Consider the following 12,805-nt stretch of genomic DNA (forward strand, 5'->3'; position numbering starts at 1 on the left):
ACCCATCGATCGATTCCTGCCATAGGTTCCTGCCATGCGAACGGTGGGGTGTCTGATCTTCGACGGGGTGCGGGCCTTCGACTACGCGGTGGTCGGGGAGGTGTGGGCGAGGCGGCCCGGGGTGCCGGCGTTCGACCTGCGGGTGTGCGGGCCCGAAAGGACGCGGGTCCGGCTCGGGGGCGGGCTGGAGCGGGTGCCGGACTTCGGGCTGGACGCGTTGGCCGGGTGCGACCTGGTCGTCGTGCCCGGGGTGGAGGACCCGGGCGCACCGCGGGACCCGTCCGTCCTCGCAGCGCTGCGGGAGGTGTCCGCGCGCGGAGTGCCCGTGGCCGCGCTGTGTGCGGGCGCGTTCGTGCTGGCCGAGTCGGGCCTGCTGGACGGCCGCGAAGCCACCACGCACTGGGCGCTCGCCCCCGAACTCGCTCGCCGCTTCCCGGCGGTGGAAGTGAGGCCGGAAGTGCTGTTCACCGGCGGGGACGGCTTGTGGACCTCGGCCGGCGTCGCGGCCGGCATCGACCTGTGCCTGCACCTGGTACGCGCCGCCCACGGCCAGCAGGCCGCCGCGACGATCGCCCGCGTCATGGTCACCGCGCCCTTCCGGGCGGGCGGCCAGGCGCAGTTCATCCCGTCCCCGGTCCCGGAGGAGCGGGGCGACGACTGCCTGGCTGCCGCCCGCGCCGAGATCCTCGCCTCCCTCGACCACCCGTGGACCGTCCGCCGGATGGCCGCCGCCGCGATGATGTCGGAACGCTCCTTCGCCCGCCGCTTCGTCGCCGCCACCGGCACCACCCCGCTGCGCTGGCTCCTCGAACACCGCGTCCTCGCCGCGCAGCGCCTGCTGGAGGAAACCGACCTCCCCGTCGACACCATCGCCACCCGCTGCGGCTTCGGCTCCGCCGTCTCCCTGCGCCCCGCCTTCGTCTCCCGCCTCGGTGTCGCGCCGCGCGAGTACCGGAGAGCGTTCCGGGCGACCTGAGGCAAGTGCCTTGCGCCGGGCCGTTCGCCCAAGGAGAGTTGGGGCGGATGTGACGGACGGGCGGGAACGGGGGCAACGTGTTCCGGTGGATCCGGGTGGGCGGGCTGGTGCTCGCAGTCGTGCTGGCGGGGGCCGCCGCGGGGTGCTCCGGCGGGCCGAGTGACGGCGAGCTGAGAGCTGAGGCCACGTCGCCGCAGGCGGAGTCAGCGCGGGCGGCGAAGGAGACGGAGATCCGCTCGCAGATCGCGAGCCTGGGCGAGGTCGAGGGGCTGGAACCGGTGCTGACCCGGTTCAGCGACTCCTGCGCCGAACCGAGCCACGACGAGCTCTACAACCGGGATTCCCCCGCACTGAGCTGCGGCATGGAGGCCACCGCGTACTTCGGCGTCCAGGGCGACATCACCGCCGTGCTGCCCAGGATCGGCGCGGTCGACCTCGTCGCCCGCGGGACGCGCAACGAGGACGGGAACCGCCCGTTCGCCGCCGACGACGCGGTCCGCTACGCCCTCGAGTTCCACCGCAACCGCGGCCGCTACCCGGACGGCTGGCCGATGCCCGGCCCCGAGCTGAGGACCGACGGGTTCCGGATCGACTGGGACCGGCCGGACGCGATGCTCGTGAACCAGATCAAGGAACCCGACCCCTGCCGCGCGCAGAACACCGGCGGGATCTACCGCCGCTGCGAGGTGGCCCCGAAGGGGTCGGCGACCGTGGCGGAGGCGCGGGCCCGGTACGGCACCGTGCTGGCGTTCTCGGTGCGCGAGAGGAAGTACTTCACCGTGGAGGGCAAGGACTGAGCAGGAGGCCGGCCCGGCCGACTCCCTGCCCCGCTCGTCACCACCGCCTCGGAGGAGTTCGCGGCGGCGGTGTGGGAGTTCCTCGCGGCGGTGTGACGCCGGAAGCGGGGCGACGGCCCTCAGCTCCGTCGCCCCGTTGGCTTCTCGGCACCCCGACGGTGGTTCGTTGAGCCAAACCCCACCTTGGGATGAACCTCAGCTGCGCAGGAAGTCGGCCATGTGGCCATGTCGACTGCCGGCGCGCTGCGTTGGCCGTCACGCACGGGTTGAGGTCGCCCGCTCGCGGCAGCGGTTCAGGGCGTGCTTGATGCGGGGGTCGGGCGGGGTGCGGGCCACCAGGAGTTCCCCGGCGGTGATGAGGGCCGCCCAGTAGTGGCGGCGGCAGCGGCGGCAACTGCATCGAGGTGGCTCCCGGATTCCTCCCCGGCGTCGTCCCGGTTCGTGACTCCAAGGATCCGCACGGCCCGACCCTGGTCTTCCCCGCCCGCGCCTGGGAGGCCTTCGTCGCTGGCGTCCGTGAGGGCGACTTCCCCGCTTAGCCCGGACGTGGTCAGAAGCAACCCTCCTGATGGGCTAGTATTTACCCATCACCCAGATGCGCGGGTGGCGGAATAGGCAGACGCGCTGGATTCAGGTTCCAGTGCCCGAAAGGGCGTGGGGGTTCAACTCCCCCCTCGCGCACAGATTGGCCGATGGGTCCGACATCATGTCGGGCCCATCGGCTTTTGTGCGTCGGTCAGTCGTCGGTCAGCGTCCGGGCGTACACCTGCCAGTCGGGGCCGGCGCCGGCGCCCGTGCTGCCGGGGAGGATGTTGGTACTGGTGGAGCGGAAGACCACCGTCGTCCCGTCGTCCGCCACGAACGGGTCGCCCGCGGCGCCGTTCTGGTTCGATCCGTCGGGGGCTGTACTGATCGGCTCGGTGCGTCCGGTCGTCAGGTCCTGGCGGTAGAGGTCGTACCGGGCCTTCCAGGCGGGGATCTCGGTGTCGGAGCAGCCTCCGACGAAGTAGATCCACCGGTCGTCGGCAGTGATGGCCGCCGACGGGTCCGCCCAGCAGATCGCCGCCGGGTTGGCCGACGTCCGGATGCTCCTCGCCTCCTCCGTCCACAGGTCGTGGATGAAGAGCTCCGTGCGGGCCTTGCCGCCCGGCAGCGGGCTCGCGCCGAGGGCGTAGACGGCGTAGCGCCCGTCGGGGCTGAGCCGGATTGCCGGGGCTGCGGCGCCCGTTCCTCCGCTCGCGTCGAGGCTCGCGAGGGTGGTGCGGCCGCTGTCGAGGTCGTAGGTGTAGAGGCTGGTGTAGCGCAGGCGGAGCAGTTCAGCGGGGGCCTCGGCCGCTTGGGGCTTCTGCGGGAGCAGGTTCGAGGCCTTGGAGCTGAAGCCGACGGTGGTGCCGTCCGCGCTGATCGTCGGATGGTCCGAGTCGCCGTTGGCGGGCTGGCCGTCGGCGCCGGCGGTGACCAGGCGGGTGGCTCCGGTGACGCGGTCGGTGACGTAGACGTTCCGCGCGCCGGGCTTGGTGGCGGCTCCCGGTACGAGGTCGGTGCGAGTGGACATGTAGGCGACGTGGCGGCCGTCGGCGCTGATGGTCGGGGCGTAGGCGCCGCGGTTGTTCTGGTCCCCGCCGCTCGCGGTGCCGGCGGTGACGAGTTGGGTGCGGCCGGTGGCGCGGTCGCGGACGTAGACGTTGGACCCGCCCTTGGTGGCCTGCCCGGACACCACGTTGGTGGCGCCGCTGCTGAACACCACGTAGCGGCCGTCGCCGCTGATCCCCGCCGTCTCGCCAACAGCGGCCAGCGGGGTGCCGTGGTCGGCCAGGCTGACGAGTTCGGTCCGGCCGTTCCGGAGGTCGCGGACGTACAGGCCGAACCCGGTCTTCCCGGTCCCGGGCAGCAGGTTCGTCGCCTCCGAGCGGAACAGCGCGTAGCGGCCGTCCGTGCTGATCCCGAGGCTGAACGACGGGTGGTCCGGCCGGGCGCCGTTCACCCCGAGGTCGACCTGGGCGGTCGGGCCCCAGGCCGGATCGGCGTGGGCGGGTGGGGCGGCGGTGACGGTGAGGGCCGCGGCCACCGCTAATGCGCAGGAACCTCGCGTGAGTCGGCGGGTGCGGGCCGTTCGGTTCGTCGGTCAAATGGTGATACGTCCTCCCCGGATGACTGGTCCGACCCACCCTGTCCCTGTCGGTGGGTTCGGAACGAGAGCCAATCGCCGGACGCCGCCGGTGGTCAACGGGGCGTGGCCGAGTTGAATGAGAACATGTCAAGGACATTCCTGCGAAGGTTCCGAGTCGAGTGGAGGCCGCACGGCGGGGCTGGTCGGAACCGGTGCGAAAGAATCCGAAGAAAGTTGTCGGCGGATGTAGAGGACCCGGCCGCCGCTCCGACTGAAGGGTGACAGCGCGCCGAGGGCGGCGCGCGAGGCACCGACGGGAGACCCACCATGAAGTACATCGCGATGATCTACGGCAACCAGGAGAAGTGGAACGCCTTCCCCGCCGAGGAGTGGCCCGCGGCGATCGCCAAGGTCGAGGCGTTCAACACCAAGTACCGCGAGACCGGCGAACTCCTCGGCGCGTACGGCCTCGCGGATGCCGCCGCCGTCCAGCTGGTGCGCCGGGCGGACGGTGCCCCGGTCGTCACCGACGGGCCGTACCTGGAAACCAAGGAGTACGTGGCCAGCTTCTACCTCCTCGACTGCGAGAGCCTGGAGCGCGCCCAGCAGATCGCCGCCGACTTCCCGTTCGCGGACGAGGACCCGATCGAACTGTGGCCGATCCTGCACGAGTCCCCGGCGAACGCGACGAGCCCGGCGAACGCGGCGAGCCCGACGGACGTGGCGAGCCCGACGGACGTGGCGGACGCGTGAGCTCGCTGAACCACGGCGTCGAGGACCTGCTGCGCGAGCTGGCGCCGCAGGTCCTCGGCGTGCTCGTCCGCCGGCACGGCGGCTCGGCCTTCGACGCGTGCGAGGACGCCGTGCAGGAGGCGCTGCTGGCCGCCGCCCTGCAATGGCGGCCCGAGAACGGCGGGATCCCGGAGAACCCGCGCGGCTGGCTGGTGACGGTCGCCTCCCGCCGGCTGGTCGACCACGTGCGCAGCGAGTCGGCGCGGCGGCGCCGGGAGGAGGCACTGGCCCTCGCCACCCCGCAGTCCGCGTTGCTCGCGCACGCCGCCGACTCCGCCGCGCCCGTCCCGGACCGGGACGACTCGCTCGCCCTCCTCTTCCTCTGCTGCCACCCGGTACTGTCCGCGCCGAGCCGGATCGCGCTGACGCTGCGGGCCGTCGGCGGCCTGAGCACGGCGCAGATCGCCGCGGCCTTCCTGGTGCCCGAGGCGACGATGGCGCAGCGGATCAGCCGGGCCAAGCAGACGATCAAGGGGCTCTCCCTGGACGCGGGTGTCGAGCGGCTCGCCGAGGTGCGGCACGTGCTCTACCTGGTCTTCAACGAGGGCTACACCGCCACCGGCGGCGAGGAGTTGACCGCGCCGCGGCTGTCCACCGAGGCGATCCGGCTCACCCGGATGCTCCTGGGGCTCGTCCCCGAGGACGCCGAGACGGCCGGGCTGCTCGCCCTGATGCTGCTCACCGACGCCCGTCGGCCTGCGCGCACCGGACCGGCCGGGGAGCTGGTGCTGCTCGCGGACCAGGACCGCAGCCGGTGGGATCGCGAACTCCTCGCCGAAGGCGTCGAGTTGATCGAACGGACGCTGCCTTGTGGGCAGGCCGGACCGTACCAGGTGCAGGCGGCGATCGCCGCCGTGCACGGCGAGGCCGAGCACGCCGAGGCCACCGACTGGCCCCAGGTCCTGGCCCTGTACGACCTGTTGCTGCGCTTCGACGCGAATCCGGTGGTCGCGCTCAACCGGGCCGTCGCCGTGGCCATGGTCCACGGGCCGGCTGCCGGGCTCGACCTTCTCGCGGAACTTGCGGGCGACAAGCGGCTCGCCCGCCACCACCGGTTGCTTGCCGTGCGCGCCCACCTGCTGGAGTTGCAGGGGGATTCGGACGGCGCAGCCCGCGCCTACAGGGAGGCTGCCGCCCGTACCGCCAGCACGCCCGAGCGGCGGCATCTCGTAGGCCGGGCGCAGCGGTTGGCGTGACGCTAGGGTGCTGCCCGGCGGGCCCGTAGCTCGTGCAGCCACGCGCGGACCTGTGCGTCGTCGTGCAGGTAGTCGGCTCCCGGGCCGTGCCGGAGGTCGATGCCGGCCAGCAGGCCGAGTGCCCACCACTCCGGCTCGGTCCACGTGAGGTCGTCGTCGAACGCCCAGCGCGCGGCCCACCGGTCCGCCTCGTCCCGGCTCGACCGGCCGTCGAGCAGCGCGACGAAACGCTCCTCGATCTCGGCGAGCGTCGGTTGCCGGGTGTCGTCCATGCCCTGACCCTAAGGTGCGTCCGCGCGACGCGGTGGCCGGACGCCGTCCCTGGCTAACAGGCGTCGATCCAGGCGAGCAGGCGCTCGCCCTCCCGCGTCATCACCTCCGGGTCGCGAAGGGCGTTGGCCAGGAGCGACATGCCCTGGTAGCCGGCGACGAGGGTGAGCGCGTGGCCGTCGGGATCGTCGGTGCCCAGCTCGCGGAACTGCTGCGCCGCCCAGTCCAGCAGCCGGCGGACGGCCCGGGCGACGGACTCGTCGAGGCCGCCCGGGTCGCGCTTGTCGACCTCGACGGCGAGCGTGCCGATGGGGCAGCCGTAGCGTGCGGCGGTCTCGCGCTGGGTGACCCAGGCGGTGACCAGGCCTCGGAGACGGGCGCGGGGGTCGGGCAGCCGGTCGAGTTCGGCGGTGAGGGTGTCGAGGGTGGCGGTGTGCTCGGTGAGGGCGGCTTCGACGAGCTCGTCCTTGGTCTTGAAGTAGTAGTAGACGTTGCCCACGGGCACGCCGGCGGCCTGGGCGATGTCGGCGATGGCGGTGCGCTCGACGCCCTTGTGGTGCAGGACCTGGGCGGCGGCCGCGGTGAGGCGGCGGCGCTTGGCGGCGGCGGTGGCGGCCCGGGAGGACCTCTGTGAGTCAGTCACTCAACTAACTATAGACAGCGGGCCTCGGGGCGGGCTACGGTCGTCATCGCTCGCACAAGTGAGTCAGTCAACTAACTCGTAAATGAGGGGGATCATCGTGATCGTCGTCACCGGTGCCACGGGAAACGTCGGCCGGGAGCTCGTCCGGCAGCTCGTCGAGGCGGGGGAGCAGGTGACCGCGCTGTCCCGCCGCGCCCCCGAAGGCCAACTGCCGCCCGGCGTCCGGCACATCGCCGCCGACCTCGCCGAACCGGCCGCCGTCCGACCCGCGCTGGAGGGCGCCGAGGCGCTGTTCCTGCTGGTCGCGGGTGAGGAGCCGCAGGGGCTGCTGAAGGAGGCGAAGGCGGCGGGCGTGCGCAGGGTCGTCCTGCTCTCCTCCCAGGGCGTGGGCACCCGGCCGGACGTCTACGAGCACGCGGCGCGCTTCGAAGCGGCCGTCACCGCAAGCGAGTTGGAGTGGACGGTACTGCGCTCGGGCGGCCTCGCCTCCAACGCGTACGCGTGGGCCGAACCGATCCGCGTCCACCGCACCGCCGCCGCGCCCTTCGGGGACGTCGGCCTCCCGTTCGTCGACCCCGACGACGTGGCCGCCGTCGCCGCCGCCGTCCTGCGCGAGGACGGTCACCACGGCGCCACGTACGTCCTCACCGGCCCCGCCCTCACCACCCCGCGCGAACGGGCGGCGGCCATCGCCGACGCCATCGGCGAGACGGTCCGATTCGAGGGGCAGACCCGCGAGCAGGCCCACGCCCAGATGGCCGCGTTCCTGCCCCTCCCCGTCGTCGAGGGCACCCTCGCCATCCTGGGCACCCCCACCCCGGACGAACAGCGCACCGGCCCCGACGTCGAACACATCCTCGGCCGTCCCGCCCGGCCCTTCTCCGCCTGGGCCCACCGCAACGCGGCCGCCTTCCGCTGACGCGCGAGGACCAGTCGGAGCGGATCCTCTCCGGGGGCGGCGCTGGGCCGAGATCGTGACAGGCGCGTGGTGAACCTTGATCATTCGGCGGCTAGGGTTTCCTGGTACTGGCCGTCGACCACTGACCATCGACTGCCGCACATCGACTGCCGCACATCGACGACTTCGGGGGAAACACGTCGTGCTGACGAACCGCCTGCTCCGTACCGCCGTGCCGATCGCCCTCGCGGGCCTGGCGCTCACCGCGTGCGGGCCGGACAACAGTGACCCGGCCGCTGCGCCGAGCGCGACCGCGACGACGTCGGCGCCACCGACGACGGCCGCGCAGGGGACGTTCGCCGATCCGCTCGCGCTCAAGACGCCGGCGAACGTGCCGGACACGCACTTCCCGGAGAACCAGGTGAGCCGGCTGCGCGTCACCCCGGTGTCGGTCGTCCGGGGCGACGCGGCGGCGGTGGACAAGCTCGGCATCGGGCTGCTCACCGGGAAGGTGCCGTACTACGTCACCACCAGGTACACCCTGACGGGCGGCGAACCCGACTTCGGCAGCTTCAACTTCAAGCTGCTCCTGCACGGGAACGACCCGAAGCGCGCGTACTTCTTCGCGCCGTCCTGGGGGGTCAAGTTCGCGCCCTGCCAGGAGCCCACCGACGAGGAGCAGCACCTCACCGTGGGCCAGTCCGTCGAGACCTGCGAGATCTACCTCCTGCCGGAGAGCGTGCAGCCCGCGTACGTCGGCTTCCAGGGCGAGCGCGACGCCGGCAATCCGAGCAACGAGACCGGCAGCGCCCCGGAGGTGATCTGGAAGGTCGGCTGAGCACTTCCGGGGCAGGTCCGGGCGGCCTCATCATGGGCTCCCCAGGAGAGGCCCAGGAGGCAGAGCATGACGATTCCACTCCCCGTCCGGATCCAGGCCGCCGTTGTCCGGGGCGCGTACGCGCTGCCGAAGGGGGTGCGGCGGGCGATCGCGGGGGCGCCGGTGGTGCGGGACGGGCAGACGCTCGCGCTGGACGCGCAGGTGATCCTGCTGCTGCAGCGGCTGTCCCGGGCCCGCCTGGTGCTGCCGGGCGGGGTCGGGCCGTCGCGGGCGGCGCTGGAGTACGCGCGGTACCTGGTGGGCGGGCCTACGATCGAGCCGGTTGCCGTCCGGGAGGTGGAAATCCCTTCGGAGCGTGGGGGGGTTGGCGGCGACGCTGTACACGCCCGCCGGGCTGGGGGAGGCGTCCGGGCTGCTCGTGTTCTTCCACGGCGGCGGCTGGGTGGTGGGCTCCCGGGCGAGCCACGACCACGTCGCGCGGTTCCTGGCGAAGCGGGCGTGGGTGCGGGTGCTGTCGGTGGAGTACCGGCTGGCGCCCGAGCACGTGTTTCCGGCGGCGGCGGACGATGCGCTGGCCGCGTTCGACTTCGCGCACGCCGAGGCGGGCGACCTGGGGGCGGATCCGGAGCGGATCGCGGTCGGCGGGGACAGCGCGGGCGGCAACCTGGCCGCGGTCGCCGCCCTGAGGGCGGTACGCCGGGGCGGGCCGTCGCCCGTCTTCCAGCTGCTGCTGTACCCGGCGGCGGACGCGTCGGCCCGGCGGCCGTCGCGGGAGCTGTTCGCGGACGGGTTCTCCCTGACGAGCGACGACATGGACTGGTTCGTCGACCACTACGCGCCCGAGCGGGCGGATCGGACGGACCCGCGGCTGTCGCCGCTGCTCGCCGAGGACCTGAGCGGCCTCCCGCCCGCGTACGTCGGTACGGCGGGCTTCGACCCGCTGCGGGACGAGGGCGAGGCGTACGCGGAGGCGCTGCGGGCGGCGGGGGTGACGGTGGAGCTGAGCCGGCAGCCGGACCTGATCCACGGGTACGCCCACTACCTCGGCATCGGGCACCGGTTCCGCGAGGCGACGGCGGAGGCGGCGGACGCGCTGCGGACGGTGCTTCAGTAGGTGCGGCGTCGGGCGTTTGGGTGAGCCCGCGCCCCTGGGATTCGCTCCTGGGGGCGCGGGCTTTCCGCTGCGCGCCTCGGCCCGTTGCACAGGGGTTCTCTGGGTGGGCCTCTTATTGTACTGTCCGTCTAATAGGCGGGTGAGCGGGAACCCGCAGGAGCAGGCACCCGGAGGCAGCCATGGCTCTCACCGACCCGGTGGCGCGGAGACACCGCCACGACGACGCGCACGGTCACGGCCACACCGCCGCCGACGACGACGTCTCGAAGCGCCTGCTGGAGTCGGCCGCCACGCTCTCCTACGACCCCTCGACCGAGATCGACTGGGACGCACCCCTCCCGGACGACCACTACGGGCTCAACCCGGAGTGGAGCACGCTCTACGGCACCCGCCTCTGGGGCGAGATGACCGAGCGGCAGCGGGTGACCCTCACCAGGCACGAAGTCTGCTCGATCATGAACACCGGCATCTGGTTCGAGATGATCCTCCAGCAGATGGTGCTGCGCGACCAGTACCTCAAGAACCCCGCCAGCGCCGAGTTCCAGTTCGCCCTCACCGAGATCGCCGACGAGTGCCGCCACTCGATCATGTTCGCGCGCGCCTGCGAGAAGATGGGCGTGCCGGCGTACCGCCCGAACAAGGTGGTCGCGCAGGCCGGACGGGCGTTCAAGGCGCTCGCGAAGGGCGAACTCGCCTACGGCGGCGCCCTGGTGGCCGAAGAGGTGCTCGACGTCATGCAGCGCGACTGGATGCGCGGCGAGAACGTCCTGGACATCGTCCGCGGCACCTCCCGGATCCACGTCGTCGAGGAATCGCGGCACATGAAGTTCGCCCGCCAGGAGATCCGCGAACGGATGCGCGACGCGAGCCCGCTCCGCCGGCGCACCTCGGCGACCGGCATCGCCATGGGCGCGTACGTCATCGTCACCAGCATGATCCACCCGGGCGTGTACAAGTCCGCCGGGCTCGACGTCGGACGGGCGCTCGCCGAGGCGCGGGCCAGCGAGCACCGCAGGACCATGATGCGCACCAGCTCCCGGCACCTGATGGCGTTCCTCGCCGAGACCGGGCTGCTCACCAGCCGCTCGGCGGCCATCTACCGCCGCGTCCACATGCTCTGACCGCCAGCCCGTTCCCTCCTTCCGCGCAGTGAGGACCCACCCCCGGCCATGGCCTACGCGATCACCCGGACCTGCTGCAACGACGCCTCGTGCGTGTCCGTGTGCCCGGTCAACTGCATCCACCCGACCCCCGACGAACCCGAGTTCGGCACCACCGACATGCTGTACATCGACCCGGCGGCGTGCATCGACTGCGGCGCCTGCGCCGACGCCTGCCCGGTCGACGCCGTCCACCCGGTCGACCGGCTGCGCGGACCCGACACCGTGTTCGGCGACCTCAACCGCGACTGGTACCGCGACCACCCCAGCGACCACGCCTGGGGCGCGCCCGCCTTCCCGCGCAGCCTGCCCGACGGCCTCGGGCCCCTGCGGGTCGCCATCGTCGGCACCGGACCGTCCGCCGCGTACACCGCCCAGGAACTGCTGCGCAGCACCGGCGCCGAGATCACCATGATCGACCGGCTGCCCGTCACCGGCGGCCTGCTGCGGCACGGCGTCGCGCCCGACCACCAGTCCACCAAGCGGATCGCGGAGAGCTTCGCGGGCGTCTTCCACGACCCGCGGCTGCGGATGCACCTGAACCTCGACGTGGGGGCGGACATCACGCACGACGAACTCGCCGCCCACCACCACGCGGTGGTGTACGCGGTCGGCGCGGCGGCCGACCGGCGGCTCGGCATCCCCGGTGAGGACCTGCCCGGCAGCCTGCCCGCCACCACCCTCGTCGGCTGGTACAACGCCGAACCGACCGTGCCGGCCGAAGCGGTCTCGCTGACGTCCGGCGAACGGGCGGTCGTCGTCGGGAACGGGAACGTCGCCGTCGACATCGCGCGCATCCTGCTCACCGACCCGGACCGGCTCGCCGCCACCGACATCGCCGACCACGCCCTCGCGGCGCTGCGCCGCAGCCGGGTGCGGGAGGTCGTACTGCTCGCCCGGCGCGGGCCCGAGCAGGCGGCGTGGACGCGGCCCGAGTTCCTCGCGCTGCGCCAACTGCCTGGCGTGGACGTGGTGGTGGACGACCACCCGGAGGTGCGGGCGGCGATCGGGACGGCGGCACCGGACTCGCGCGCGGCGCTGCTCGCCGGGCTGCCGCTGGAGCGGTTCGACGGCGAGGCGGAGCCGGGCCCGGGGCGGCGGATCGTGCTGCGCTTCCTGTCCGCGCCGACGGCGCTGACGGGGCATGGCCGTGTGGCAGCCGTCTCCGTCGGCCGGACCACACTCGCCGGTGAGCGCGCCGAACCCACCGGCGAGGAGGACGTGATCCGGGCCGGCCTGGTCGTCCGCTCCATAGGCCACCGGGGCGTCCCGGTGCCGGGCCTCCCGTTCGACGAGGCGGCGGCCACCATCACCCACCGCGGGGGCCGCGTGGTCGACCCGTCCACCGGGCGCGCCCTGACCGGTGCGTACGTGGTCGGCTGGGCCAAGCGCGGCCCCTCCGGCGGCATCGGCGCCAACCGCGCCTGCGCCCGCGAGACGGCTGACGCCCTCCTCGACGACGCCATCGCCCGCGCCCTCCCCACCCCGTCGGGCACCCGCAAGGACTTCGACCGCCTCGTCCGCCGGCGGCGCCCCGACGCCGTCGGCCTGAAGGAACTACGAGCCGTCGACCGCACCGAACGCGCCCGAGGCGAATCCCAAGGCCGCCCCCGGGTGAAACTCGCCACGGTGCCGGAACTCCTGGCAGCCGGGCGGCGGCGGGGAAGTAGGCGGGGCTAGGCGGGTAGGGCCGGGGCGAATATGTAGGGCGGTCTACATAGTTGCAACGGGGCCGCGCACCTGGCCGGCCTACGTGTGCCCAGGCTCCCTCCCGCTGGGTCCCCTTCCTGCAGGGTCGCCCGGCGCACCCCGGGCGGCCCTGCAGGAAGGGCGCGCAGGAGGTCGGCCCGTCCGACTTCCTGCGCGGCAGCCGGTCTGCCGGTGGTGGAAAATATGTAGGCCGGTCTACTTATGTGTGCACAGGCCGAGATGCCGAGATGTCGGCGCTATACGCGCCATCCTGGACAGGGCGCACAGGAAGTCGGCCCAGTGACTCTGCTGGCGAAGTATT

Annotated in this window: 12 protein-coding genes, 1 tRNA gene and 1 pseudogene; 11 read left to right on the forward strand and 3 right to left on the reverse strand. The window is 72.9% G+C overall.

The window, feature by feature from the left end:
* The first annotated feature begins 34 nt into the window (after nucleotides 1-34).
* The 4 genes and pseudogenes from F7Q99_RS19360 to F7Q99_RS19375 all read left to right on the forward strand — a co-directional run bounded on the left by F7Q99_RS19360 (nucleotide 35) and on the right by F7Q99_RS19375 (nucleotide 2,454).
* Entirely contained in the window at nucleotides 35-976 is a 942-nt protein-coding gene (locus F7Q99_RS19360; protein ID WP_153463095.1) for a GlxA family transcriptional regulator, read from the forward strand.
* A 77-nt stretch (nucleotides 977-1,053) separates the two neighbouring features.
* Nucleotides 1,054-1,773, forward strand: a complete 720-nt coding sequence (locus F7Q99_RS19365; RefSeq protein WP_195911112.1) for a hypothetical protein — start codon at nucleotides 1,054-1,056, stop codon at nucleotides 1,771-1,773.
* Nucleotides 1,774-2,153: 380 nt separating this feature from the next.
* Nucleotides 2,154-2,312: pseudogene (locus F7Q99_RS19370) on the forward strand (DUF397 domain-containing protein); the annotation flags it as partial.
* A 58-nt stretch (nucleotides 2,313-2,370) separates the two neighbouring features.
* A tRNA-Leu gene (locus F7Q99_RS19375) sits at nucleotides 2,371-2,454 on the forward strand.
* 55 nt (nucleotides 2,455-2,509) lie between these two features.
* On the opposite strand, the gene F7Q99_RS19380 is transcribed toward F7Q99_RS19375, so the two are convergent.
* Nucleotides 2,510-3,841: a TolB family protein gene (locus F7Q99_RS19380; protein WP_230210264.1), complete on the reverse strand. Its 1,332-nt coding sequence runs from the start codon at nucleotides 3,839-3,841 to the stop codon at nucleotides 2,510-2,512.
* A gap of 369 nt (nucleotides 3,842-4,210) precedes the next feature.
* Between F7Q99_RS19380 and F7Q99_RS19385 the strand changes: the two genes are divergently transcribed.
* Together F7Q99_RS19385 and F7Q99_RS19390 are read left to right on the forward strand one after the other, a co-directional pair.
* Nucleotides 4,211-4,636: a YciI family protein gene (locus F7Q99_RS19385; RefSeq protein ID WP_153463097.1), complete on the forward strand. Its 426-nt coding sequence runs from the start codon at nucleotides 4,211-4,213 to the stop codon at nucleotides 4,634-4,636.
* Nucleotides 4,633-5,871 (forward strand): RNA polymerase sigma factor, encoded by a 1,239-nt coding sequence (locus F7Q99_RS19390; protein ID WP_326846875.1) that lies wholly within the window; start codon nucleotides 4,633-4,635, stop codon nucleotides 5,869-5,871. The genes F7Q99_RS19385 and F7Q99_RS19390 overlap by 4 nt, the downstream gene beginning before the upstream one ends.
* Before the next feature lie 2 nt (nucleotides 5,872-5,873).
* Here F7Q99_RS19390 and F7Q99_RS19395 read toward each other — a convergent pair whose 3' ends face one another.
* Nucleotides 5,874-6,143, reverse strand: a complete 270-nt coding sequence (locus F7Q99_RS19395) for a hypothetical protein (RefSeq protein WP_153463099.1) — start codon at nucleotides 6,141-6,143, stop codon at nucleotides 5,874-5,876.
* Nucleotides 6,144-6,196: 53 nt separating this feature from the next.
* Nucleotides 6,197-6,784: a TetR/AcrR family transcriptional regulator gene (locus F7Q99_RS19400; RefSeq protein WP_326846876.1), complete on the reverse strand. Its 588-nt coding sequence runs from the start codon at nucleotides 6,782-6,784 to the stop codon at nucleotides 6,197-6,199.
* Between the two features lie 97 nt (nucleotides 6,785-6,881).
* Between F7Q99_RS19400 and F7Q99_RS19405 the strand changes: the two genes are divergently transcribed.
* From F7Q99_RS19405 to F7Q99_RS19425, 5 genes are all read left to right on the forward strand, one after another.
* Nucleotides 6,882-7,703 (forward strand): SDR family oxidoreductase, encoded by an 822-nt coding sequence (locus F7Q99_RS19405; RefSeq protein WP_326847232.1) that lies wholly within the window; start codon nucleotides 6,882-6,884, stop codon nucleotides 7,701-7,703.
* Nucleotides 7,704-7,884: 181 nt separating this feature from the next.
* On the forward strand, nucleotides 7,885-8,520 hold the full coding sequence (locus tag F7Q99_RS19410; protein WP_153463102.1) for a hypothetical protein: 636 nt from the start codon (nucleotides 7,885-7,887) through the stop codon (nucleotides 8,518-8,520).
* Nucleotides 8,521-8,884: 364 nt separating this feature from the next.
* Nucleotides 8,885-9,634 carry an alpha/beta hydrolase gene (locus F7Q99_RS19415; protein WP_230210265.1) on the forward strand — a complete coding sequence of 250 codons (750 nt, stop codon included), beginning with the start codon at nucleotides 8,885-8,887 and terminating at the stop codon, nucleotides 9,632-9,634.
* Between the two features lie 179 nt (nucleotides 9,635-9,813).
* The gene (locus F7Q99_RS19420) at nucleotides 9,814-10,755 is read left to right on the forward strand and encodes an AurF N-oxygenase family protein (protein WP_153463104.1); all 942 of its coding nucleotides are present in this window, start codon (nucleotides 9,814-9,816) and stop codon (nucleotides 10,753-10,755) included.
* A gap of 48 nt (nucleotides 10,756-10,803) precedes the next feature.
* On the forward strand, nucleotides 10,804-12,474 hold the full coding sequence (locus F7Q99_RS19425) for an FAD-dependent oxidoreductase (RefSeq protein ID WP_153463106.1): 1,671 nt from the start codon (nucleotides 10,804-10,806) through the stop codon (nucleotides 12,472-12,474).
* Nucleotides 12,475-12,805: the final 331 nt, after the last annotated feature.

Origin of the sequence: Streptomyces kaniharaensis (assembly GCF_009569385.1) — a bacterium.
Taxonomy (GTDB): domain Bacteria; phylum Actinomycetota; class Actinomycetes; order Streptomycetales; family Streptomycetaceae; genus Kitasatospora; species Kitasatospora kaniharaensis.